Origin of the sequence: Bradyrhizobium sp. 153, from assembly GCF_023073835.1 — a bacterium.
GTDB lineage: Bacteria > Pseudomonadota > Alphaproteobacteria > Rhizobiales > Xanthobacteraceae > Bradyrhizobium.
Window position 1 is genome coordinate 78952 of sequence record NZ_JADPKH010000053.1, and the last position, 24833, is coordinate 103784.

A 24833-nucleotide genomic window follows, 5' to 3' on the forward strand; every position below is an offset into this window, starting at 1 on the left:
ACGCGAACGCGACTGCTCGATCTACGCGGCGACCTTCGCGAGCCGGCTCATCTCCTGCGTCACCAGCTCACGGTAGGGGCCGTGACCCTGCATCAGCCGGTCGGGCGCGCCATCCTCGATGATCTTGCCGGCCTTGAGCACGACCACGCGATCGAAATTGCGCAGCGTCGCCAGGCGATGCGCGATCGCAACCACGGTGCGGCCGCGCATCAGCCGCGACAGTGCCTCGCGGATAGCCTCCTCCGACTCGCTGTCGAGCGCTGCGGTCGCCTCGTCGAGCAGCAGGATCGGCGCGTCCTTGAGGAAAGCGCGCGCGATCGCGATGCGCTGGCGCTGGCCGCCCGACATCTTCACACCGCGGTCGCCGACCATGGTATCGAGACCTTCCGGCAAGCTCTCGACGAAATCGCAGCGCGCCGCGATCGCCGCGCGCAGCACCTCGTCGTCAGTGGCGTTCGGCCGGCCATAACGGATGTTCTCGCGGATGGAGCGGTGGAACAGGGAGATGTCCTGCGGCACGACTGAGATCGCCTCGCGCAGGCTCAGCTGCGTCACCTTGGAAATGTCCTGGCCATCGATGGTGATGTTACCCTCATCGACGTCGTAGAAGCGCTGCAGCAGCGTGAACAGGGTCGATTTGCCGCCGCCGGACTGGCCGACCAGGCCGACGCGCTGGCCGGGTTGCAAGCGTAGACTGAACCGCTCGAAAATCTTCTCGCCGCCGGGATAGCCGAAGGTGACGTTATTGAACGCGATCGCGGCGCCGCTCTTGACCAGAGGCTCGGCCTCGGGGTGATCGCGCAGCTCGTGCGGCACCAGCAGGGTGGCGATCGCCTCGGTCAGCCGCGCGACGTGCTGGGTGACGTCGACCAACGCCACCGCGAGATCGCGCGTCGCATTGAGAATGGACAGGCCGAGGGTGCAGACCAGCACGACGTCGCCGGTGGTCGCCTCGCCCTTCTGCCACAGCGTGATCGCCCAGGCCATCAGCGCCACGGTCAGCACGACGGTTACGCCGGCATGTGTGATCCGCAGCTTCTCCAGGTACCGCAGGCTGCGGCCCCGCGCGGTGAGCTCCCGGTTCACCGTCGCATCGAACCGCTCATGCTCGTGGCTGATGCCACAGAAGGCGCGCACCAGCGGCATGTTGCTGATCACGTCGATCATCTCGCCGTCGACCACCGCGGCTTTGTCGGCGAAATCATCATGCAGCGGCTTGCCGGCGGCGGCCAAGTGGAACATCGCGACCACCATGCCGCCGGCGATCACGATCAGGCCCAGCGCCATATACGGACTCACGGTTCCGATCAGGGTGATTGCCGCAATTGTGGCGATGCAGGGCGGCAGCACGTTCCAGACGAACATGTTCTCGACCGTGAACACCGCGTTGGAAGTCGCCGTGATGCGGCTCGTCAGCATGCCCGGCATGCGATCGGAGAAATAGCTCGGCGCGTGGCCGGTCAGATGACGAAATATGTCGCGGCGTAAATCACCGGTGACCCGGACGAAGGTGAAGCTCGCCGTCCAGCTCGCGATCCGCCACAGAAAGTTGTCGGCGGCGATCAGTGACATGAGCAGAATGAATGCCAGCCATACGCTCCCGCCATGAGATGGTCCGGCGGACAGGCTGTCGACCAGGGATTTGACGCCGTACTGGGTGCCCACGGAGCAGGCAACCGCTGCCACGACAGCGGTCAGAATCACCAGGTGTGACGCGAGACGACGCCGGAGATAGCGCAAGACAAAGGCAAATGGCCTGCGCGCGTATCCAGAAAGCTGATCCATATGGCTATCGCCCCGTTATGCTGATTTTCAATTCGTTACTGGTCGAGTGAACAGCGACCACTTCGCCTCGGTTCCCGGGCCCGGCGATCACGACATGCGGATGCGGACGATCTGAGAAGATGTAGTGGCAGCATCGAGACGTCCCCCTGACGTGTCGAATATGTAACGTTCGGAGGGAGGAACTTCGCAGGTGCGGGAACGTTCCTTTGTCTGGCATTGCCGGTGCCGTACAGGCGGGGGGTTTCAATACATGATCGCACAGAGGAGATGGTGAGATGCGCATCGCGCAGGTTGCTCCGTTGACGGAGGCTGTTCCACCCAAACTGTATGGCGGCACCGAGCGGGTGGTGCATTGGTTGACGGAAGAGCTGGTGGCCCTTGGACACGATGTGACGCTGTTCGCCAGCGGCGACTCGCAAACCTCGGCAAAGCTGGATGCATTATGGCCGCGGGCGCTCCGCCTGGATGGTTCCGTGCGTGATCCCAATGCGCTGCACATGGTGTTGCTGGAGCGCGTGCGGCAGAAATGTGACGACGAGGAGTTCGACTTCCTCCACTTCCACCTCGACTACTATCCTTGGTCGCTGTTCTACCGGCAGCCAACGCCGTTCGTGACCACGCTGCACGGCCGTCTCGACCTGCCGGAGCACCAGCCGGTCTTCAACACTTTCTCGAAAATGCCGGTTATTTCGATCTCCAATGCGCAGCGGCGGCCCGTGCCGCAGGCGAACTGGGTCACCACCATTCATCACGGCCTGCCAGAGAATCTGCTGACGCCGAAACCCGTCAAGCAGGAATATCTCGCCGTGCTCGGCCGCATCGCGCCCGAGAAGGGCGTCGACCGCGCCATCAAGATCGCGACGCATTGCGGCATCCCGCTGAAGATCGCCGCCAAGGTCGATCGCGCCGACCAGGATTATTATGACGAACTGATCCGGCCGATGATCGAGAACAATCCGCTGGTCGAGTTCATCGGCGAGATCAGCGATCACGAGAAATCGGACTTTTTGAGCGGCGCGCTCGGTCTCTTGCTGCCAATCGACTGGCCGGAGCCGTTCGGTCTGGTGATGATCGAAGCCATGGCGTGCGGAACGCCGGTGGTCGCCTTCAACCGCGGCTCGGTGCCGGAGATCATCGACGAGGGCCTCACCGGCTTCATCGTCGAGGACGTCATCAGCGCAGCGGGAGTGGTCAAACGCCTCGCGCAACTGGACCGCACTGCAATCCGCAAGCAGTTCGAGACCCGCTTCACGGCGCGGCGCATGGCACTGGACTATCTCGCGGCGTATCGCAGCCTGACCGAGGCACAGGCGCCGCGAATCAAGCTGGTGAGCAGCGCGGAGTAGCGCCTCAAGCAACGCTGCTGGTCGAAGTGCCCTCTCCCCTTGTGGGAGAGGGCTCAAGACCCACGCGGCACACTCGCTTGGGTGAGGGGTTGGCCTCGCCAAGGAAAAATCTCTCCGCGGAAACGGACCCCTCATCCGGCGCTTCGCGCCACCTTCTCCCACAAGGGGAGAAGGAAAGAGGTCAGAGCCAACAGACCGCGCGCCTAGCTCACCAACGCCCGCTTCGGCTCGACGATCTCGAACATGCGCGGGAATTCATCCATCAGGCCCATCAGCTCGGCGAGCCGCATCGGATTGCCTGATAGCTTGATCTTGCCGGCGGCGACCGCCTCCGGAAAGCTCGTCTGTTTTGCAATGACTTCGTCGAGCGTCGCGCGTGCCAGCGTGAAGCTGGCATCCGCGCGCTCCGCCTGCACGCCCTCGGCATAGGTCAACGCAGAGTTCTCCAGATTGAGCACGAAGGTCTCGCCGGTGTCGGAAACACTCCAGTTCAGCACGATGTGCTTGCCTTCCGCTTTCGGGCCGTTGAGGCGGATGCCGAGCAGGTCCCAGAGCTGCGAGGTGCGCAATGCGGCCAGCGTTTCGCGCGGCATTGGCGGGCGCTGGGGCGCCTTCGGCATGCCGTTTCGCAGCTCCTGCGCGCCGAACAGATAGGCGTTGCGCCAGGTCGCGCTTTCGGCGGCATAGCCGAGCTGCTCGAGCGTATCCGCCAGCAACGCGCGCGCCGGCTGATTGTCCGGCTCGGCGAAGACGAGATGGCCGAGCGCTTGCGCGATGAAACGAAACTCGCCCTTGTCGAAATCCGTCCGTGCCCGCGCCAGGATGGCATCCGCGCCACCCATGTATTCGACATACTTCTTGCCTGATTCTACCGGAGGCAGCGGATCGAGATTGACCGGATTGGCGTCGTACCAGCCGAGATATTTCTGGTAGATCGCCTTCACGTTGTGCCGGATGTGGCCGTAATAGCCGCGGCCGTGCCAGGCGGACTCAAGGCTCTTCGGCAGCTGGATGGTCTCGGCGATCTCGGCGGCGGTGAGGCCGTGGTTCATCAGGCGGATGGTCTGGTCGTGCGCGAATTTGTAGAGATCGCGCTGCTGCCGGATCATGGTGCCGATGCGCTCCCGCCCCCACACCGGCCAGTGATGCTGGCCGCACATCGCCTCCGCCTTGTCATCCCAAAGCAGCAGGGCCTCGCCCAGATATTTCGACCAGGCCAGCGCATCGCGCACGTCGGCGCCACGGAACGGCAGCAGATTGTGGAAATTGTGGGTGCAGTTCTCGGCAAGGTTCAGCAGCTTGTAGCGCGGGACGAAGAAATGCATCTCCGCCGGCGCTTCGCTGTTCGGCGCCATCTGGAATTCGAACTCGAGGCCGTCGATGACACGCGTCTCGCCGGTCGCCATGATCAAATCGGTCGGGCGCAGCAGTGCGACCGATCCCGCCGCCATCGACTTGCCGAGCCCGCAATCCACCTGCCGGCGCACGCCCTTCGCGAGAAAGGGACCGAACTGGTACTGCGCCCGGCGCAGCATCGCCGGTCCGGCGATGATGTTCTCGGAGACGGCGTGCTCCATGAACAGGTTCGGCGCGATGATCGGCACGCGGCTAGTCGCCAGCGCCTCCTCCTCCAGCACGCCGCGCGCGCCGCCCCAATGATCGGTGTGGGTGTGCGTGAAGATGACGGCCGCGACCGGGCGCTTGCCACGATGGCTGAAGTAGAGATCGAGCGCGGCGCGCGCGCCCTCGATCGAGGTCAGGGTATCCACGACGATGACGCCGCTGTCGCCCTCGATCAGCGTCATGTTGGCGATGTCGAGCCCGCGCACCTGATACACGCCGGGCACGACCTCGAACAGGCCGTGATGCATGTTGAGCCGCGACTGCCGCCACAGGCTCGGATTGACGGTGGGCGGCGCCCGTTCAGCAGAGAGAAAGCCGTAAGGCTCCAGGCTCCAGACCGTCCGCCCTTGCGGATTTGTGATTGTCGCGTTCTCGATCGTGCCGAGAAAGCCGCGCGCGGCATCGTCGAAATCGCGCGTGTCTGAAAACGGCAGCGCGTTCAGCATGGCGTCATGCTGCGCGATGACAGAGGGAGAAGCGTGTTTCGACTCGTTGTTGGCTTCAGCCATGTTGCTCTCCTCCCGGACGGTGCCTCATTCCCTTCGTCCCTTGTGTGAAAGACCGCGGCGCGAAGCGCCGGATGAGGGGTCTCTCTCCGCGAACTCGATTGCGCGAGCCTCACGCGCAGAGAGACCCCTCACCCGTCTCGCCGCTGCGCGGCGAGCCACCCTCTCCCGCAAGGAGAGGGCTATCAGCTACATCCCCAGCAGCCTTGGCAGCCACAACGACAGACCTGGCCAATACGTCACCACCACGAGGAATCCCAACATGGTCAGGAGCCAGGGCCACACCGCGACGGTGAGCTCGGTGATGCCCATCTTGGCGATACCTGATGCGACGTAGAGATTGAGGCCGACGGGCGGATGGCACAGCCCGACCTCCATATTGACCGTCATCAGGATGCCGAAATGGATCGGATCGATGCCGAGCTTGACCGCGACCGGAAACAGGATCGGCGCCATGATTAGGATGATCGAGGACGGCTCCATCACGTTGCCCGCCAGCAGCAGCAGGAGGTTGACGAGCAGCAGGAAGCCGATCCAGCCCAAGCCCTGGTCGATCATCCATTGTGCCAGCGCCTGCGGCACGTTCTCGTAGGTCATCAGGAACGAGAACAGCACCGCGTTGGTGATGATATAGAGCAGCATCGCCGATAGGTTCGCCGACGACAGCAGCACCCGCGGCACATCGCGCAGCTTCAGATCCTTGTAGATGAACACTGCGACGATGAAGGCGTAGACCGCGCTGACGGCGGCAGCTTCCGTCGGCGTGAACAGGCCGCTATAGATGCCGCCGATCACGATGACGATCAGCAAAATGCCCCAGATCGATTTGCGAAATGCGTCGAGACGCTGAAGGAACGTAGCCTTCGGCATCCGCGGATAGTCGTTGCGCCAGGCCCGATAGAATGTCGTCGCCCCAAGCAGCGAGGCCAGCACCAACCCCGGCACGATGCCGGCGATGAACAGCTTGCCCACCGAGCTGTTGGTGGAGACGGCGTAGAGAACCATCGGGATCGACGGCGGAATGAGAATGCCGAGCGAGCCGGAGGTCGTGATCACCCCCGCCCCGAACCGCTTGGGAAATCCTTGCGCGACCATCGCAGGCAGGATCACCGAGCCGATCGCCACCACGGTCGCCGGCGAGGAGCCGGAAATCGCCGCGAACAGCGCGCAGGCGACCACGCCGGAGAGTGCGAGGCCGCCGTACCAATGGCCGACCAGCGCGGTCGCGAACGTGATCATCCGGCGTGCCACGCCGCCATGGGTCAGGAAGTTGCCGGCGAGAATGAAGAACGGGATCGCCATGATCTCGAAATTCTCGATGCCGGTGAACAGCTTCAGCGCCACCGATTCCGTGCGCACGTCGGTCAGCGTGAACATGAAGCTGAGCACGGTCAGACCAAGCGCGATCGAGATCGGCATGCCCGTCAGCATCAATGACAGCAGCAGCGCGAACACGATGGCGACGCGCAGGCCTTGCGGCAGCGTGATGATGTGGCCGGCATGCGCAAAGCACAGGGCGACGATCAGAATCGGCAGCAGCATCAGGATCCAGCCGAGCGGGCTGCGCTCGTCCCGGGCGACCTGGCTGGGGGTGACCGGGGCCGGATGCACCGGATCCGCTTCGACGCCCTCGACGCCCGCCATGTCGTGATGCGGCAGCTCGCCGGTGCGGTAGAACGACCACGCCACTTGCAGGAAGCGGAAGCACATCAGGCCGGAGCCGAGCGGAATGGTGAGATAGACCATCCACATCGGCGCTTCGAGATCGTTGGACTGCTGGCCCGTCTGCCACATCTGGCCGACGAACGCGGCCCCGAAATAGCCCACGATGGCGGTGAAGAGCGCGCCGCACAACAGACCGAAGGTGATAACGCGACGGCGCGATCCGCCCGGAAGGATGTTGACGAGCACGTCGACGCCGACATGGATGCCGGTGCGCACGCCGTAGGCCGCGCCGAACTTCGCCATCCAGATGAACATGTAGATGCAGAGCTCTTGCGCCCAGGACAGGTCGAGCGAGGCAAGCCACACGAACGCAGCGCGCGCGGGTACGGCGAGGAAAGCCAGGTTGCGGGCTTCGGCCCATTTGGCGATATCGATCGACAGCCCTGCCCCGTAGCGGTGCAGCACGGCGACGAAGATCAGCGACGTCGCAGCCGCGATCATCGTCGCGATCAGCCATTCCTCGAGATGGTTGAGAAAACGATTCAGCACCCGCAGCAACTTGGTCCCCCCAGCATTGGCTCGTCCATTCAAGAGCGAAACGGCCGGGAGTGCGATCACCCCCGACCGTTGTTATTGTCCTTATTAGGCCGCGGCCGTCAGTTCATCTTGACGTCGAGTTCCTTGGCGAGGAGATCGAGCACCTCCTGCCCGACCCGGCCCTTCGCCCATTTGTAGGTCGGCTGCATCGCCTCCTGCCACGCCTTGCGATCGGCGTCACTGAGGTAATGCAGCGTCGTCTTGCCCGTCTTCTTGATCTCGGCCAGCGCGTCCTCGTTCTCCTGGCGCGCGATCGAGTTGGTGTAATCGGTCGCCTCCGCCATCGCCTTGTCGAGCTGGGTGCGGATGTCGGGCGGCAAGCCCGACCAGAATTTCGAGTTGACGATGACGGCATATTGCAGATGCGCGTGATAAGACACGGTGATGTCCTTCTGCACCTCGTAAAACTTTTGCGTCAGATAGTTGGACGCCGTGTTCTCGCAGCCGTCGACCACGCCGGTCTGGAGCGCCTGGTAGACTTCGGAGAACGCCATGATCTGCGGGATCGAGCCGACCAGGCGGAAATACTGGTCGGCAATCTTCGATCCCGAGATGCGGAACTTGAGGCCCTGGAAATCGGTCGGCTTCATCAGGGGCCGGTTGGCGGAGACCATGTGGAAGCCGTTGTCCCAATAAGCGAGCCCGGTGATGCCCTTGGCCTCGAGCTTCTGGAACAGCCACTTGCCGACCGTACCCTTCATCGCGTTGGCATAGGTCTGGTCGTCCTTGAACAGCCACGGCAAGTCGAGCGCCTCGAACTCCTTGATGCCGAGCGGCGCGAATTTCGCGGTCGACGGCGCGAGCATCTGCACCGAGCCGAGCTGGAGCGCCTCGATCTCTTCCTTGTCCTTGTATAGCGTGGAGTTCGGATAGACTTCGACCTTGACCTTGCCGTTGGTGTACTTCTCGGCGAGCTCCTTGAATTTCAGCGCGCCCTTGCCCTTCGGAGTATCGTTGGCAACGACGTGGCTGAACTTGATGACGACGGGGTTCTGGGCCTGGGCAGCGGCGGAGGCCACGAGAATGGCCGTGGCGGCGACCGCAAGAAGCAGCTTGCGCATGAAGTAACCTCCCAACAACCTCGAAAGCCGGGTTCTTTTTGTTTTTCAGGTCAGTAGTGGCAGCAATCTGCCACCCGAACAACTAGACCTAAGCCCAATTTGCCGCAGCCAAGCTAACTTGACGGCAGCCGGGTGCGCAACCCGGAGCCGCTACAGTGCAAGGAAACGAGCGCTTATGCCGCATTGCGGCAGCGCCATCAGCTTTTGCGCTGGGCGACCATGAAGAGACGCCGGAACGGGAACAGCGTCTGCCCCGCCGCATTCTTCGGATAGGCCTTGGCAACGCGCATCCCATAGGCCGCTTCGAACGCGGCCTTCTCATCGCCCTGCAACACATCGAGATAGCGCGTCAGCCAGGTCCCCTTGGTCCATTCCTTCACGGGGTTCTCGCCTTCGAGCACCTGCAGATATTCCGTCTCCCAGATGTCGATATAGGCCGACATCGGTGCAAGCAGATCATGATAGAAGGCCGGCGCTTCGACCGGCGGTGGCGTAACGAGATGCGCGACCTTGGACCGCCAGGGACCATTCAGCGCGGTCTCGCCGATCAGCACGTGCGACGGTGCGGTGAAGTTGCGCGGCATCTGCACCGCGAGCATGCCGCCGGGGGTCACCTTCTCCATCACCGACGGAAACAGCGCCGCGTGATTGGGCAGCCAGTGCAGTGCGGCATTGGAATAGATCAAGTCGTATTGTTGGGCAGGGCGCCAATGGCCGAGATCCTCATGCGACCATTCCACCTCGGGCGCGGTCTTGCGGCCGGCCGCGACCATCTCGGCCGAGCCCTCGACTCCCGTCACGGTGGCCTCAGGCCAACGCTCCCTAATCAGTTTGGTCACGTTGCCGGCGCCGGCGCCGAGATCGGCGATCGCGCGCGGAGCGAAATCCGGAATCCGCATCAACAGGTCTAGGGCGGGCCGGAGCCGGTGGCCGGAGAACTTCAGATATTGCTGCGGGTCCCAAACCATCGCTCGCGCCTTTTCTTTTTCGTATTTCCTTCGCCGAAGCTTCTGGTTACCACTGCTCGTCCCGGTCGGGCAATTCGCAAAGCCCGCAGGACCGGGCAGGAAACGAAAGCAACAGCCAGAAGCAATTAAGAAAGCGTGTGACCATGGACCTCGGGCTCAAATCGAAAACCGCTGTCGTCACGGGCGCGAGCATCGGCATCGGCCGCGCCATCGCCAAGGGCCTTGCTGCCGAAGGCGTGCGCGTCGTGGGCGTGGCGCGGCGGAACGACCTTCTCGCCGAACTGGTGAAAGAAGTCGGCGGCGGGTTGATTGCTCCGTTCGAGCAGGACGTGATGGCGAAGGACGCCGCCGAGAACATCGCGGCCTTCGCCGTGAGCGAGCTCGGCCATGTCGACATCCTCGTCAACAATGCCGGTGGCAGCCGTCCGCTGCCCGTTGATGCGCCCGACAGCAAATGGGACGAGGCGATCGCGCTGAATTTCACCAGCTACCGCCGCATCGCGCACGCGCTGCTGCCGCAGATGATCGAACGCAAATGGGGCCGCATCGTCAATATCACCGGCAAGTCCGAGCCGGAGGGCCTGAACGCCGCCTTCGCCGCCAAGGCCGCCGTGCATGCCTGGGCCAAGGGCCTGTCACGCGAGATCGGCGCGCACGGCATCACCATCAACTGCATCCCGCCCGGCCGCATCATGAGCGAGCAGATCCGCCGCAACTACCCGCCGGACTATCGCGAGCGCTTTGCCGAGGAAGAGATCCCGGTCGGCTATTGGGGCGAGCCGGAAGATCTCGCTGCGCTCGCGGTGTTCCTGGCATCACCGGTGGCGCGCTACATCACGGGCACGGTGATCCCGGTGGACGGGGGCTTGCGGAGATATCAGTTTTAAGGGCGGGCTGCTGAATCCGCTCGGCCCGCGAATGCATGCGGGGTCCGGTTTGCTGGCAGGGCTGTCGCATATGATCTCTTGGAGCGGCTTGAGCAAGCGCCTCGTCGTTCGAGACGACCGCTTCCAGCGGTCTCCTCAGGATGAGGCTAATTGGCATCGGGCCCGTTGAAACTGCTGCCGCACACTCCGCCTCATCCTGAGGAGCCCGCCAAAGCGGGGGGTCTCGAAGGAAGGGCCGCAAAGAATGCTGCTTGCCATATGGGATTGCCCTGGGTTGCGGGCGGACCTCACGGTTTGACGTAGCTCCAGCCCTGTTCCTGCAGCTCCATGACGCGGACGACACCGGATTTGACAAGCGTGGCCTGTGGAATCAGGCTTATGTCCTTGTTCTCCGCCTTACGCATGTTTTCCTGCGTGTTGCCGCAAGCCTTGAAGGCGATTTCGGGATTGCTCATCGCTAGCACCTCGATCCGAGGCTTCACCGGCGAGGTGTCGTCACGCAGCATGTGAAGACCTGGACCAAAGGTGACAACCTCGATCGATACTGGTTCACCGCGATCGCGGTAGTATTGCGCGACGTTGGTCGCATTGTTGAGTGTGAGGTTCATCATCGCAGGTTCGTTGGAATTGACCTGCAGGATCAGCCGGTGCGGCTTGCTGGCGCTCTCGGTTTTTGTTGCCTGCGTCATCATCGTGTTGTTCGCAGCGGCCTGCTTGCTTGTGTGGTTATGCTCCGGCTTTCTCGCCGGCTTCTGTCGAGCCGGATGCTTCGGGTAGCTCGCGTGACTGTTCGCACTCGCCTGCGGGAGCCACTGGTTGTCCTGCTGCGCCTGCGCGCTTGGTCCGATCAGAAGCAGCATCGCCAGGCCGCTGATGACTGCCATCGTCAACTTTGGATTAATCATCTCGTGTCTCCCGTTCCCTGACCATCACCTTCCTGGTCTGGCGACGGCATGTGGCCATTTGCATGCAGCCCCCATTTTTTTGCGCACATTCTTGAATCCGCTGAGCAGGAAGTGTCCCTCTTGCACCGCGCCAGTACGGGTGGAAAGACGCACATCGATGTAACCGTCATCGGGTAGCGACCTCAGCAACTGCACGACGTCGCCGCCGAAAGCAACGCCAGAGCCGAATGACGGCGAGGCTGCCGTGAGTTGCATTGGCGGCTCCGCATTGAGCTGAAAGGAGACGACGTATTCGTTTGCATTGCGCGACACCGTCGGTCCTGCGACCATGACTTCCGTCCGGCCTTTGCGGCAGTGGATTGCGAGTTGCATCGCCGCGCCATCCGAGCCGCCAATGGAAGAGGTGGTGGCGGTGACGATCGGTGAATAGTCGACCGGCGAAGTGGTCTCGCTGACCAGCCAGCTATCGTCCGACGCCCGCCGGCCGGGCGGCGGAATCTTGCGGGACAGATCTTGTAGACATTCCAGCCGGGCTGCCCCCTCCATCGCCGAACAAGCCCGAAGTGTTTCCATGGGATCGCTCGTGTTTTGCGCGTAAGCGATTCCACAGGCGACGTTCAGGGCGAGGGCAATCGGAGGAGCGGCAGTCTTCATGGCCTCGCCTGTACGCTGCGAGCCTTGCGATCCAGCCATACCTGCGCAGCTTGGAATCGGGTGAGCCCTGGAACCTCTGCCGCGAGATTGATCGACTGCCATTTCGGATCGAAGCCTGGAGCCTGCAGGCGGTCGATTCGCGAGAACAGGTACTCGACAAGGCGCGCCACGCGTTGGTAGCGATTCGAACGTTGCGGCCAGTTGAAGGCAACGAGCGCTGTTGGCACCGCGATGGTCGAGACCCGCTCGCCTTGCCTGATCAGATTGGGATACTCATTGGCGTCAAGGCTCGCGGGCAGATAATAGTCCTCGAACTTGCTGTCGTAAGGGACCGGGAGGAACTTGAATCCAGCCTCCCAGCGGCCCTTTACGAAGGCGTCGACCGGTTTCGATGTGATGAACACGACGGCCGACATCTCGCCCTTGCGCATCTGTTCCAAGGCAACCTGATGCGGAATGAATGTCTTGTCGACATCGATGCCGAGGCGGCTGAAGATCAGTGGTCCTGAATAGGCGGCTGCGGTGCCCAGAGTGTTGAAGTTCACTTTCTTGCCGGCAAGATCCTGCAGACTCGCGATTTCCGGTCGCACGAAAATGTGCAGCTCGGATGGGAAGAGATTGAGCAGATACGTGATGCGGCTTCGGATCTGCGGTGCCTGAACCTTGTACTCTTCGAGTGCGTCGGAATTGATGATGGCGGTATCCACGCCACGCAAATAGAGCAGCGCATTCAGATTGTCGGTGGCGCCCCGGGTGACGATCGGCAGGAGATGCAGGTCTGCTCCGTCATCGACGACGCGAGCCATTTCTGCGGCGAGGCGGATCGGCGCGCCCTCGAGCAGGCCGCTGGCGAGCCCGACCGTCCAGGCGTTCATCCGGTCTTTTTCGTTCTCTAGCGGGAGCGGCCGTCGGACCATTTGTGCCTCGGCCCTGGCGCTTTTTCCGGTTTGCGCTTCCAGGCGAGCCGGCTGAAGCATCGAGGCGAATGTCGTCAGCGCGGCGAGCAGAAGCAACGAGGTTGAATTTGGCACCCTGTTCATGTCGTTCCCTTCTGGATCATCTGTCGCAACCTTTTGTCCCGCCGAAATGCAACGGGCCGATTCTCAGCGCCGCAGCGCATCCAGCCGTTCCTTCGCTTCGCGAATACCGCCCCGGTGTGCCTTCGCGTAGAGTTCTCGAGCCTTGGCCGCTTCGCCGCGCGTTCCATAAGTCCCCCAGGCGGATAAGACCGCCGGATCATATGTCTCCGCGAGCATGAAGCTTGCCTGCGCAATGTCCTTCTCAGCCGCGAGCTCGAGGACAATCCGCGCTGCACCGATATTTCCCTGGTTGAGCAATGCCCTGGCGCGCGGGATCAATCGGGCCTCCGCCTCGTTTTGATTTGCGGCTGTCGGCGGCTCCGGTACGGTCACTTCCACGTTCTGCCTCGCCGGCAAGATGACGCCTTCATTCGTTTGCTCCACCGGAAGGCGCACATCGGTCAGGCCCCTTGCCGATGCGCCGGCTCTTTCCCGAGCTTCGACCGCGCTCCGCTCCTGTTGCAGCGACTGCCGCAACTCGGCAATCTCGCGCGTCGCTGCCTGTCTCTGCTGCGAGGCCGCATCGGCCGCCTCGCGCAATTGCACGTTCCGCGTTTCGATCTCACGGCGCGTTTCCGCAAGTTCTCTCGCGAGCGCGCTTGCATGCGCCTGGGCCTCTTCGAGAGCGCGCCGTTGTTGTTCGGCATTGGCCGTCATCGCTTGCGCTGCTTTGGTCCCGGCGACGAGGTCGGCGTTCTTCTGCCGCTCGTCTTGCAAAGACTGCCGCAGCTCCGCAATCTCCCGCTCCGCCGCCTCGCTTTGCTCCGCTGCCGCAGCTTCCGCCATGAGCGATCCGCGAGGTATTCCGGCGAGTTCGCTCGCGAGTGCGGCGGCGCGTGCCTGCGCCTCGTGGCGTTGTTGCTCAGCGCTCGCCGCCGCTGCCTGCGCGGTGTTCGCCTGCTTCACGAGCAGGCCGCTTCTTTGCCGCTCCTGCTGAAGGGACTGCTGCAGTTCTGCGATCTCGCCCGCCGCCGCCTCTCTCTGCTGCGCGGCCACTTCGTCCGCCTTTCGGGATTGTGCCTTACCAGCATCGATCTCGCGGCGCGCTTCGGCAAGTTCGTTCACGAGCGCGGCGCTGTGGGCTTGCTCCTGTTGAAGTGATTTCTGCAGCTCCTCCGCGGCGATTTCCGCCGCCTGCGTGCGCTGGACTGTCTCGTCGAGCTCTCGGTGCGCCTCGGCCAGCTGATTGGCGAGTGCTTCAACGCGCGGAGCGTTTTCGTCCAGCCGCTGCTGAGCTCGAACCACGCTTGCCGGCTCCGCGTGCATCAGGGCTCCGGCCGTTTCGTTCTGAAGGGGAGCTAGCGATCCGGTCGTGATTTCCGGCCGCTGATCGAGGCTGAGGGCGCTCTCACTGCCGATGCGCGTCATGTCCGGAAACGTTTGCGCATTGAAGGGCTCGAACACACCGAGCAGGGAAGCGCCAACGAGGATGATAGGAACAAAAATTGCCACCGCCACCAGCCAACTGCCCGATCGTTCCTCCTCTGGATCGGCTTCCTCGATCGCCGGACACCAATGGGTCGGCGCAGGATTGATGGGAGAGCCGTCCTGCCAGACCCATTTGCCCGCCTCCGATGACCAATGGCCGACCTCAACAGCCCCGGTCGCATCTTCCACCCAGATGCCTTCTCCGTTCCTCGGTGCAGTATCAATTGGTCGGCGCATGGATCAGGCCTCGTTCGACAGCGAGTCCGTTGCGGCGAATACTTCGGCCTGTTCGCATGGTTTCAGTCCTCGCCCAAAACACGCTTAGATCGAAATAACCGCTTATAATTATTAAATATTTAAATGTATTAACCATATAATTTTGACGCTATACAAAAGTCAAATTAAATCATGCATGCGGGCACGGATCGCATCAGCGCATTGCCGCAAGTCTGGTCCGTCTCGGCGGATGCGCCCAGATCATCAGGGGATTTACGAACTGGGCTGGAAGCCGGCGACCTTCGTCGCTCAGACGGCGAGCAGTGTCGCGGGAGTCCTGGCGCCGGCGGGTTACGAAGCCGCCCAAGGCATCGTGAGTTCGGCATATCTCAAGGACGCCAGCGACCCGCAATGGGCCCACGATCAGGAGATGAAGGACTGGCGGGCTTGGATGTCGAAGTACCATCCGCAGGGCGACGTCAACGATTACCTCAACGTCTGCGCCTACGCTCAGGCCTGGTGCCTGGTGAAGATCCTCGAACAGGCAGGCCCGCACCTTACGCGCAAGAACATCATGGCGAGAGCGACGAGCGTCGATTTTCGCGTTCCCGTGCTCCTTCCCGGAATCGCTCTCGAAAACAGCAAGACTGATTATCGCCTGATCAAGAAGGTCCGTTTGATGAAGTTCGAAGGCAAGCGATGGGCGCTATTGCCGGAATAGGAAGCGAACAATACCATTTGCTTTTCGAGCGGCAGCGGAGCTTCGTCCTCGCCCGACGCCAGGTTTGGGAATGAGTCATGAGAGCAGTTGTCGTCGAAAACTACGATCGCATTGAAAACATCGCCATCAAGGAGGTCGCGAGGCCGGAGCTGTCGCCAGGGCACGTCAGGGTTCGGGTCCAGGCGGCCGCGGTCGGGTTCGTGGACGGCTTGAAGGTGCAGGGCCTCTACCAGACCAAGGACCCTCTGCCCTTTACGCCCGGCTCGGAATTTGCGGGCGTCGTCGATGAGGCGGCTTCCGATGTGGTGGGCTTTGCACGAGGGACGCCGGTCATCGGGATGGTCCGAAACGGCGGCCTTGCAGACTATATTTGCGTTCGGGCCGCAGACCTCTTCGTGACGCCGAATGGCATCGATCCAGAAACGGGAGCCGCCTTCTTTGCCAACTATCTCACGGCGCTCTATGCGCTCAGTGCGCGGGCCAAGCTGGTCAGGGGCGAGACACTTCTGGTTCTAGGTGCTGCGGGCGGCGTCGGCATAGCCGCCGTTCAGGTCGGAAAGTTGCTGGGCGCGCGGGTGATCGCGGCGGCATCGACCGATCACAAGCGAAGGTTTGCGATCAGGTTCGGCGCGGATGCCGCCCTGGACTACACGGGTGAGAGGTGGCGCGACGAGCTCAGCGAGCTGACAGGCGGTCACGGCGCCGATGTCATCTATGATCCGGTCGGCGGCGACCTGAGCCTTCAGGCGTTTCGGTCGATCGCGTGGAACGGCCGGCACCTCGTGATCGGCTTTGCCTCAGGGACCATTCCGGCGCTGCGGTTCAATCTGCCCCTCCTGAAAGGGGGTGCGCTGCTGGGCGTGGACCTGGCCCAGATCGGCCGTCGAGAGCCGGAGGTACGAGACCGTTCGGTTGCCCAATTGTTCGACTGGCTCAGCAACAAGACGCTTATTCCGGTTGTCGGAAAGGTTTTCCCTTTCGAGGAATTCCGGGATGCCTTCGCGGCGATGACGACGCGCTCCGCCCTCGGGAAGATGGTTGTTCGGATCAGCTGACGACAGCGACCATCCGATCAGTCGGGCGCATGGCGACGAGATGATCGGATATGCTGCTCGCGAAGCGGACCGCGCATTCCAGCGAACCAATGCGCGCCTGTGCCCATCGATGGCAGGATAGCATCCTGCCGGTGTTTTGCCCGACGTGTCAACGTCGCTGCGACGGCAGATGTCGTCCCGGTGCAGTTGGAAAACCCCTTGTCGATCAAACCCATCCCTACTGTGCATGGGGTTGTTTTCGCACTTTTTGTCTGAGCGCCCAGCTGCGGGCGTGCGCATACACAGCATGCGTGCTTGTCTCTGTGGCAGGCGGCCCGGCCGTAGTACATGCCGAAAGCCCATCAACACGCCGCCGGTGCAATGCGCAAGGCAATGACAATAACGCAATGACAATCACGTTACCTGCCGCAGCGCGCAAGCCCGATCACACCATTTCCGATGGCCTGCCGGCCGCGCAGCGGCGCTGGGCCATCGCCGCGATCTTCACCGCGCTGGCGATGGCCTCGCTCGACACCGCGATCGCCAACATCGCCCTGCCCGCCATTGCCGCCGACCTGCATGTCACGCCGGAGCAATCGGTCTGGGTCGTCAACGTCTATCAGATCGCGCTGGTGGCGACGCTGCTGCCGCTCGGGGCGCTCGGCGAGATCGTCGGGCACCAGCGCATCTATCTCGGCGGCCTGATCCTGTTCACCATCGCCTCGCTGTTCTGCGCGGTGGCCTGGTCGCTGGACAGCCTGCTCGTCGCGCGCACGCTGCAAGGCCTAGGGGCCAGCGGCATCATGAGCGTCAACACTGCCTTGGTCCGCTTCGTCTATCCCGGCCGGATGCAGGGCCGCGGCTTCGGCCACAACGCGCTGGTGGTTGCGACCGCCTTCACCTTCGGGCCGTCCATTGCGTCGGCGATCCTCGCGCTCGGCCCGTGGCCATGGCTGTTCGCCGTCAATATCCCGTTCGGCCTGGTCGCGATCGGCATCGGCTTTGCAATGCTGCCGAAGACTCCGCGCGCCGACCACGGTTTTGACTTTCTCGGCGCGATGCTGGCGTCCGCCTGTCTCGGCCTGTTCATCACCGGGATCGGCAGCGCCGCGCATAATTTGTCGCCGGTGGTCGTCGGCATCGAGTTGGTCTCGGCGCTCGCGCTCGGAATCATCCTGACGCGCCGCCATGCCGGCCATCCCGCGCCGATGCTGCCGATCGACCTGTTCAGCCGGCCGATGTTCGCGCTGTCGGCGGCAACCGCGGTGTGCTCATTCGCCGTGCAGGGCCTCGCCTTCGTCTCGCTGCCGTTCTACTTCGAGGACGTGCTCGGGCGCTCGCAGGTCGAGACCGGATTCTTCATGACGCCATGGCCGCTGGTGGTCGGCATCATGGCGCCGATCGCCGGGCGCCTGTCCGACCGCCACGCGGTCGGGCTGCTCGGCGGCATCGGCCTCGTGCTGCTCGGCCTCGGCATGGCGCTGCTGGCGATGCTGCCGGCCAATCCCGCCATTGCCGACATCATCTGGCGGATGGTGATCTGCGGCATGGGATTCGGCTTCTTCCAGGCGCCGAACATGAAGGCGGTCATGTCGAGCGCGCCGCCGCATCGCAGCGGTAGCGCCTCCGGCATCGTCGCCACCGCGCGCCTGACCGGGCAGACCACGGGCGCGGCGCTCGCCGCGGCCTGCTTCGCGCTCGCGGGCCACGACGGCGCGACATTGGCGCTGGCGCTCGGCGCAGGCTTTGCCGCGCTCGGCAGCGTGATGAGCTTCCTGCGTCTGGCGGTGAAGTAAGCTCCCGAGCCCAGGGGTCAAGCCGCCGTCACGTCGGCAGTCGCCGGAGTGACGGTTTCGTTGTCCAGCGCCGCCAGGCGCTCATCGATGGCAGCGATGACCTTGCGCGAGAACGGTCCGAGATGGGCGTAGGCGGCGATCATCTGCACGGCGATGCGCGCCGATGAGGTATCGCGCTTGGCGCAGTTCATGAAGGTCTGCCACAGCGGCCCGCGCGCCTCGGGAAGGGCGGTGACCACACGGTGCACCGTTTCCATCGCGCCGAGCTTGGCGCGCTTGTCGCCTTCCGCGAGCTCGTGGCGCTGCCGCGAACGGTCAAGCAGCGTCATCAGGCGGTCGACGCGTCCTGCATAGGCCGAAGGGCTGTAGATGTGCTCGAGTACCCGCTTGTAATCCGTCAGGATGTCGCGCAGCGGGCGCACCGGATCGAAGTTGATCCCCGCCGTGCACTGATCGGCGCCGATGGTCGGCGCCACATCGTGGCCCGGGTGTAGCCGGCCTTCCCGCTCCAGGCGGCGCGTCAGCTGCGTGTTCGGCAAGGCATAGAGCAGGCCGACCATGCTGACGGGGATCGCTGCCTCTTCGATAAAATCGATCATCGCCTCCGCCATCGAGACCTTCTCGTTGTCGAATCCGACGATGAAGCCCGCGGTGACGAGAATGCCGGCGGCGTAGATCTTGTGGATGCTCTCGGCGATATTGCGCCGCGTGTTCTGCTTCTTCCGCATCGCGACCAGCGTCGCCGGATCAGGGCTCTCAATGCCGACGAAGATGCCAAAGAAATTGGCCGCCCCCATCAGCTCCAGGAGCTCCGGATCGTCGGCGAGGTTGACCGAGGCTTCAGTGGAGAATTCGAACGGATAGCCGTGGGCGCGCTGCCATTCGGCGAGCTGGGGCAGGAACAGCCGCAGCGACTTCTTGTTGCCGATGAAGTTGTCGTCGACGAAGTCGAGATGGCCCCGATAGCCCATCTGGTAGAGCATATCGAGCTCGCGCAGGATCTGCTCGTTGGTCTTGGTCCGCGGCACGCGTCCGTAGAGCTCGATGATGTCGCAGAACTCGCAGGTGAACGGACATCCGCGGGAATACTGCACACCGAGATAGAGGTAGTCCTCGAACTTGAGCAGGTCGAAACGCGGAACCGGCGTCGTGGTGACGTCGGCCTGGAATTTCGGCGCGGTGAAGACGCCGGACCGGGCGCCGTTGTCCCAGGCCGCAATGAATTCGTCGATGACGCTCTCGGCCTCGCCGAGCACCCGGAAGTCGGCCCGCTCATAGATGTGGGGGCTCGAGGTGGGATCGGGACCGCCGACGACCACCGGCTTGCCGGCGGCGCGGCAGAGCTCGATCAGGCGCAGCGTGTCGGCCTGCTGCGGCAGCATTCCGCCGGTGAAGACGACGTCGGCCCAAGCGAGATCGTCGTCGCTGAAAGGCGCCGTGTTGCAATCGATCAGCCGGACCGTCCAGCTCTTGGGGAGCATTGCGGCGACGGTGATCAGGCCCAAAGGGGCGGCAGGTCGCTTGACGCCCAGCACTTTGCAGGATTCGCCAAAGCTCCAGAAGGACTCTGCCGAGAACAGCGGGTAGAGCATCAGTACGTTGCAGGGACTCGGCACGTTCATGGAACTCCTGTTGGCGGCGGCGCAGTGTACCAAAGTGCCTGCGTCTTGCATCCCGCAAAAGGGACAAACTGTCGCCGCTGTGCGGCGGCGGTCCGGCCCGGAACCGGCGTTCACGGCCGGACGTCGCCTTCAGCCGCGGATTGGCGCCCACCGAAGAGGCGTCAACCCGAATCGATCGAGAAGGGATGAGGCAAAACAGCGCTCCGGTCCATCCTCTCGAGCGGCAGCGCAACAGATACCCTCGGACTGTTGATTTGAACAGTTCCAGTTTGCCCGACACATTGCGTCCCTGAGTTCAATCGGTGGATTGGGCCAATCAGGGGACTTGCGATGGCAAATCTAACAATCAACGGAAAAACTTTCACACTCGACGTCGAGCCGGATACGCCGCTGCTCTGGGCGATCCGCGAGAACGCTGGCCTGACCGGCACCAAATACGGTTGCGGCATTGCACAATGCGGCGCCTGCACGGTTCACATCGATGGCGTGGCGATGCGCTCCTGCGGCGTTTCCGTCAGTGAGGCCGAGGGCAAGAAGATCACCACGATCGAAGGGCTCGCCTCCGGAGATTCGCTGCACAAGGTGCAGGAAGCCTGGATCGCCCAGGACGTGCCGCAATGCGGCTATTGCCAGAGCGGCATGATTATGGCGGTGGCCGCGCTCTTGAACGAGAAGCCGAAGCCGACCGACGCCGACATCGACGAGGCCATCACCAACATTTGCCGCTGCGGCACCTTCGCCCAGGTGCGCGAGGCGATTCACACGATCGCAAGCGCGTAAGGAAATCCCACATGAATAAGCATGTTTCGCCGCGGCTCAACCGCCGCGCCTTCGTCATCGGCACGGCCGCGGTCGGCGCCGGCCTCGCAATCGGCCTCGACATCCCGTTCGGCGGCCCCGCCGTGGTCCGCGCCGCCGACGGCTCGCCTGAGGTCGGCGCCTGGGTCGTGGTCCGGCCGGACGACACGGTCGTGATCCGCATCGCCCGTTCGGAAATGGGTCAGGGCTCGCTGACCGGCCTCGCCCAGCTCGTCGCCGAGGAGCTCGAATGCGACTGGACCAAGGTCACGACCGAATATCCAACTCCGGGCCAGAGCGTCGCCCGCAAGCGTGTCTGGGGCGATTTCTCGACCGGCGGCAGCCGCGGCATCCGCTCCTCGCAGGACTATGTCCGCAAGGGTGGCGCCACCGCGCGCGTGATGCTGATCCAGGCCGCCGCCGATGCGTGGAAAGTGCCGGCATCCGAATGCACGGCCGCGAACAGCGTCATTACCCACACGCCCTCGGGCAGGACGACGACCTACGGCAAGGTCGCCGAGGCTGCGGCCAAGCTTAGTCCACCGGCGGACGTCAAGCTGAAGGATCCGAAGGACTGGAAGCTGATCGGCAAGGGCGTGAAGCGGCTCGACACCGCCGACAAGACCACCGGCGCCATGATCTACGGCATCGACGTCAAGCTGCCGGGCATGTTGAACGCCGCAATCAAGGACTGCCCGGTGTTCGGCGGCAAGCTGAAGAGCTTTGACGAAGCCAAGGTCTCCGGCATGAAGGGCGTCAAGAAGGTCGTCAAGGTCGGCGATACCGCGGTTGCCGTGGTTGCCGACACCTGGTGGCACGCCAAGACCGCGCTGGAGGCGCTGCCGATCGTCTGGGACGAGGGCGACAACGCCAAGGTCTCCAGCGAGTCCATTGCGAAATGGCTGGCTGAAGGCCTCGACGACGCGCAGCCGGCCTATGTCGGCAACAAGAACGGCGACGCCAATGCGGCAATCGCCGGTGCCGCCAAGAAGATCGAGGCCGTCTATAGCTACCCGTACCAGAACCATGCCACCATGGAGCCGATGAACGCCACGGCGCTCTACACCGCGGACAAATGCGAGGTCTGGTGCGGCACGCAGAATGGCGAGGCTGCGTTCGCGGCGGTGCTGGAGGCGTCGGGATTGCCGGCGGAGAAGTGCGACGTGCACAAGGTGATGCTCGGCGGCGGCTTCGGCCGGCGCGGCCAGACCGACTATGTCCGCCAGGCGGTCATGATCGCCAAGCAGATGCCGGGCACACCGATCAAGCTGTTGTGGTCGCGCGAAGAGGACATGGCGCACGGCAAGTATCACCCGATCACCCAGTGCAAGATGACCGGCGCGTTCGACGCCAACAACAATCTGGTCGCGCTGCACTACCGCCTGTCCGGCCAATCGATCCTGTTCTCGCTGCGCCCCGAAGCGTTGCAGAATGGCATGGATCCGGCCGCATTCCAGGGCGTCGCCCAATCCGGCGAGGCCGCGTTCGGCTACTCGGTGCCGAACTTGCTGATCGAGCACGCGATGCGTAACCCGCACGTCCCGCCCGGCTTCTGGCGCGGCGTCAACGTCAATCACAACGCGATCTATATGGAATGCTTCATGGACGAGCTGGCCGAGGCCGCAGGCCAGGACCCGCTCGAATTCCGCCGCAAGCTGATGGGCAATCACCCCAAGCACCTCCCGGTGCTTAACGCCGTTGCCGAGAAGATCGGCTGGAGCACGCCCGCGCCGCAGGGCGTCTATCGCGGCATCGCGCAGGTCATGGGCTATGGCAGCTATGTCGCCGGCGCCGCCGAAATCTCGGTGACCGATGGCAGCAAGATCAAGGTGCATCGAATCGTCGCCTCCACCGATCCCGGCTATGTCGTCAATCCGGCGCAGGTGGAGCGGCAGATCGCTGGCTCCTTCGTCTATGGCCTCTCCGCGCTGTTCTACGGCGGCTGCACCGTCAAGGACGGCAAGATCGAGCAAACCAACTTCGACACCTACAACTCGATGCGCATCAACGAGATGCCGAAGGTCGAAACTGTGATGGTGCCGAGCGGCGGGTTCTGGGGCGGCGTCGGCGAGCCGACCATCGGCGTCGCGGCGCCGGCGGTGCTCAACGCCTACTTCGCGGCAACGGGCAAGCGCATCCGCTCGGTGCCGCTGCGCGACCAGAACATCACCTTCGCCTAAGAGAGCGCTGCGGCTGCCACAACGGCAGCCGCAGCATTTTTCCGGACAAGTCTCATGAATGCGCCGGTGACACGGCGGAATGCCGTCCTCGGCATCACCGCTGCGGCCACATCGCTCGCCGCACCTTCGATCCTGCGGGCGCAATCGGCGGGCCGCGTCGTCGTGGTCGGCGGCGGCTTTGGCGGCGCGGCCTGTGCCCGCGCGCTCAAGCGTGTCGATACGAAATTGCAGGTGACCCTGATCGAGCCGAACAATATCTTCATCTCCTGCCCCTTCAGCAACGAGGTGATCGCGGGCCTGCGCGAGATCGAGGCGCAGCAGTTCGGGTACGACAAGCTCACCGCCCAGGGCATCAGCGTCGTCGCCCAGGCTGCGACGACCATCGACACGCAAAAGCGCAGCGTGACGGCGGCCGATGGGGAAGCGTTCGGTTATGACCATCTCGTGCTATCCCCAGGCATCGACTTCCATGTCGAAGCGCTGCCCGGCTACGACGACGCCGCATCGGAAAAGATGCCGCACGGCTGGAAGGCGGGTGCGCAGACCCTGCTGCTGCGCAGGCAATTGGAGGCGATGGCGGACGGCGGCACCGTCGCGATCGCAATTCCCGCCAATCCCTTGCGCTGTCCGCCAGCACCTTACGAGCGGGCCAGCCTGATTGCGCATTATCTCAAGACGAACAAGCCGCGCTCGAAGGTGCTGATCCTCGACGCCAAGGACAGTTTCTCACAGCAGCGGCTGTTCGAAAAGGCATGGAAGGAGCTCTACGGCGATATGATCGATCGCGTCGCGCTGTCGCAAGGCGGTCGCGTCACCTCGGTCGATGCCGCAACCAGAACCATCGTCACCGAATTCGGCAACTACACCCCTGATGTTGCCAACGTTATTCCGCCGCAGCGCGCCGGGCGCATTGCCGAAATCGCAGGCGCTGCGGACGCGACCGGCTGGTGCCCGATTGATCCCGTCACCTTCGAATCAAAGCTCGTCAAGAATGTCCACGTCATTGGCGACGCCTGCCTCGGCGGCGGCATTCCCAAATCGGCTTCCGCTGCAAGCGCGCAAGGCAGGGCTTGCGCCGCTGCCATCGTGAACCTCCTTGCCGGCCGTGCGCCGGAGACGCCACGGCTGACCGGCGTCTGCTACAACATTGTCGCTCCCGGCTACGGCTTTTCGCTTGCCGGCAATTACCAGCCGAAGGGCGACATCTTTGCGGAGGTCGAAGGCGGCGCGACCAGCCCCGTTGACGCGCCGCGCGAGCTGCGTGCGCGCGAGGCGATTGAGGCCGAGCATTGGTTTCAAAGCATCACGGCGGACACCTTTGGATGAGATTCGGTCCGCTTGCCAGCCACGAACACGGTGCGCTCCCTCCCCCGCCTGCGGGGGAGGGCTGGGGAGAGGGTGTCTCCGCAATCAAGAACCCCCAAGAGGAAAGAGCCCTCACCCGCGCTTTCGGCGCGACCTCTCCCGCAAGCGGGAGAGGTAAAAGGGGTTCGCGGCTAGATTTCTCTTCACACAATCGCTTGACTGTCGCTGCGCTGGTCGCAGCAAGTCTTGCACTCGCGGGTGTTGCGAAAGCCGAAAGCCTCGCGCCCTACACAATCATCGGCGACGGCATTCCGGCTTCGCTCACCGGCTCGCCCGGCGATGCCGTGCGCGGCCGCGCGCTGGTGCTGGCGCGCACGACGACATGCATCCTCTGCCATTCCGGTCCATTCCCGGAAACGCCGTTCCAGGGCGATCTCGCGCCCGATCTCACCGGTGCCGGGAACCGGTGGACGGCGAGTCAGTTGCGGCTTCGTCTGGTCGATGCCTCGCGCTTCAACCCGCAGACCATCATGCCGTCCTATTATCGCCATGACGGGCTTGTGCGCGTCGGGCGCAATTTCGCCGGCGAGCCGATATTATCGGCCGTCGAGATCGAGGACATCGTGGCCTATCTTGCAACGCTCCGAGACTAGGATC

The 24833-nt window shown here is 63.4% G+C and carries 19 protein-coding genes and 1 pseudogene; 9 read left to right on the plus strand and 11 right to left on the minus strand.

The annotated features are described in order from the left end of the window. Positions 1 to 21: 21 nt before the first annotated feature. On the minus strand, positions 22 to 1785 hold the full coding sequence (locus tag IVA91_RS13095) for an ABC transporter ATP-binding protein (protein ID WP_247279266.1): 1764 nt from the start codon (positions 1783 to 1785) through the stop codon (positions 22 to 24). 275 nt (positions 1786 to 2060) lie between these two features. Here IVA91_RS13095 and IVA91_RS13100 point away from each other — a divergent pair, with 275 nt between their 5' ends. After that, complete coding sequence (locus tag IVA91_RS13100; protein WP_247279265.1) at positions 2061 to 3131, plus strand: glycosyltransferase family 4 protein; 1071 nt, start codon at positions 2061 to 2063, stop codon at positions 3129 to 3131. Positions 3132 to 3334: 203 nt separating this feature from the next. On the opposite strand, the gene IVA91_RS13105 is transcribed toward IVA91_RS13100, so the two are convergent. From IVA91_RS13105 to IVA91_RS13125, 5 genes and pseudogenes are all read right to left on the minus strand, one after another. Then, positions 3335 to 5263: an alkyl sulfatase dimerization domain-containing protein gene (locus IVA91_RS13105; RefSeq protein WP_247279264.1), complete on the minus strand. Its 1929-nt coding sequence runs from the start codon at positions 5261 to 5263 to the stop codon at positions 3335 to 3337. A 186-nt stretch (positions 5264 to 5449) separates the two neighbouring features. Then, positions 5450 to 6730 carry a TRAP transporter large permease subunit gene (locus IVA91_RS37115; protein ID WP_247279334.1) on the minus strand — a complete coding sequence of 427 codons (1281 nt, stop codon included), beginning with the start codon at positions 6728 to 6730 and terminating at the stop codon, positions 5450 to 5452. A 219-nt stretch (positions 6731 to 6949) separates the two neighbouring features. Beyond that, a pseudogene (locus IVA91_RS37120) lies at positions 6950 to 7426 on the minus strand (TRAP transporter small permease); the annotation flags it as partial. 155 nt (positions 7427 to 7581) lie between these two features. After that, complete coding sequence (locus IVA91_RS13120; RefSeq protein WP_247279263.1) at positions 7582 to 8583, minus strand: DctP family TRAP transporter solute-binding subunit; 1002 nt, start codon at positions 8581 to 8583, stop codon at positions 7582 to 7584. 197 nt (positions 8584 to 8780) lie between these two features. Then, the gene (locus IVA91_RS13125) at positions 8781 to 9551 is read right to left on the minus strand and encodes a methyltransferase domain-containing protein (protein WP_247279262.1); all 771 of its coding nucleotides are present in this window, start codon (positions 9549 to 9551) and stop codon (positions 8781 to 8783) included. Between the two features lie 143 nt (positions 9552 to 9694). On the opposite strand from IVA91_RS13125, the gene IVA91_RS13130 reads away from it, so the two are divergent. Continuing rightward, positions 9695 to 10438 carry an SDR family oxidoreductase gene (locus tag IVA91_RS13130; RefSeq protein WP_247279333.1) on the plus strand — a complete coding sequence of 248 codons (744 nt, stop codon included), beginning with the start codon at positions 9695 to 9697 and terminating at the stop codon, positions 10436 to 10438. Between the two features lie 287 nt (positions 10439 to 10725). Here IVA91_RS13130 and IVA91_RS13135 read toward each other — a convergent pair whose 3' ends face one another. The 4 genes from IVA91_RS13135 to IVA91_RS13150 form a co-directional block, all read right to left on the minus strand. After that, complete coding sequence (locus IVA91_RS13135) at positions 10726 to 11343, minus strand: hypothetical protein (RefSeq protein WP_247279261.1); 618 nt, start codon at positions 11341 to 11343, stop codon at positions 10726 to 10728. Between the two features lie 24 nt (positions 11344 to 11367). Continuing rightward, positions 11368 to 11997 (minus strand): hypothetical protein, encoded by a 630-nt coding sequence (locus IVA91_RS13140; RefSeq protein ID WP_247279260.1) that lies wholly within the window; start codon positions 11995 to 11997, stop codon positions 11368 to 11370. Next, positions 11994 to 13037, minus strand: coding sequence for a TAXI family TRAP transporter solute-binding subunit (locus IVA91_RS13145; RefSeq protein WP_247279259.1), 1044 nt, complete (start codon positions 13035 to 13037; stop codon positions 11994 to 11996). Before IVA91_RS13145 ends, IVA91_RS13140 begins: the two co-directional genes overlap by 4 nt. Positions 13038 to 13100: 63 nt before the next feature. Beyond that, positions 13101 to 14693, minus strand: coding sequence for a hypothetical protein (locus IVA91_RS13150; RefSeq protein WP_247458818.1), 1593 nt, complete (start codon positions 14691 to 14693; stop codon positions 13101 to 13103). A 190-nt stretch (positions 14694 to 14883) separates the two neighbouring features. On the opposite strand from IVA91_RS13150, the gene IVA91_RS13155 reads away from it, so the two are divergent. The 3 genes from IVA91_RS13155 to IVA91_RS13165 all read left to right on the plus strand — a co-directional run bounded on the left by IVA91_RS13155 (position 14884) and on the right by IVA91_RS13165 (position 18271). Then, positions 14884 to 15441, plus strand: a complete 558-nt coding sequence (locus IVA91_RS13155; RefSeq protein WP_247279257.1) for an ABC transporter substrate-binding protein — start codon at positions 14884 to 14886, stop codon at positions 15439 to 15441. A 77-nt stretch (positions 15442 to 15518) separates the two neighbouring features. Beyond that, the gene (locus IVA91_RS13160; protein WP_247279256.1) at positions 15519 to 16496 is read left to right on the plus strand and encodes an NADPH:quinone oxidoreductase family protein; all 978 of its coding nucleotides are present in this window, start codon (positions 15519 to 15521) and stop codon (positions 16494 to 16496) included. Between the two features lie 386 nt (positions 16497 to 16882). Further along, on the plus strand, positions 16883 to 18271 hold the full coding sequence (locus IVA91_RS13165; RefSeq protein ID WP_247279255.1) for an MFS transporter: 1389 nt from the start codon (positions 16883 to 16885) through the stop codon (positions 18269 to 18271). 17 nt (positions 18272 to 18288) lie between these two features. Here IVA91_RS13165 and IVA91_RS13170 read toward each other — a convergent pair whose 3' ends face one another. Then, positions 18289 to 19893, minus strand: coding sequence for a radical SAM protein (locus tag IVA91_RS13170; protein WP_247279254.1), 1605 nt, complete (start codon positions 19891 to 19893; stop codon positions 18289 to 18291). 330 nt (positions 19894 to 20223) lie between these two features. On the opposite strand from IVA91_RS13170, the gene IVA91_RS13175 reads away from it, so the two are divergent. The 4 genes from IVA91_RS13175 to soxX all read left to right on the plus strand — a co-directional run bounded on the left by IVA91_RS13175 (position 20224) and on the right by soxX (position 24829). Then, positions 20224 to 20673, plus strand: a complete 450-nt coding sequence (locus tag IVA91_RS13175) for a (2Fe-2S)-binding protein (protein ID WP_247279253.1) — start codon at positions 20224 to 20226, stop codon at positions 20671 to 20673. Between the two features lie 11 nt (positions 20674 to 20684). Then, on the plus strand, positions 20685 to 22871 hold the full coding sequence (locus IVA91_RS13180) for a molybdopterin cofactor-binding domain-containing protein (RefSeq protein ID WP_247458819.1): 2187 nt from the start codon (positions 20685 to 20687) through the stop codon (positions 22869 to 22871). Positions 22872 to 22925: 54 nt separating this feature from the next. Then, positions 22926 to 24197 carry an NAD(P)/FAD-dependent oxidoreductase gene (locus IVA91_RS13185; protein ID WP_247279251.1) on the plus strand — a complete coding sequence of 424 codons (1272 nt, stop codon included), beginning with the start codon at positions 22926 to 22928 and terminating at the stop codon, positions 24195 to 24197. 194 nt (positions 24198 to 24391) lie between these two features. Beyond that, the gene (gene soxX / locus IVA91_RS13190) at positions 24392 to 24829 is read left to right on the plus strand and encodes a sulfur oxidation c-type cytochrome SoxX (protein WP_247279250.1); all 438 of its coding nucleotides are present in this window, start codon (positions 24392 to 24394) and stop codon (positions 24827 to 24829) included. Positions 24830 to 24833 lie beyond the last annotated feature (4 nt).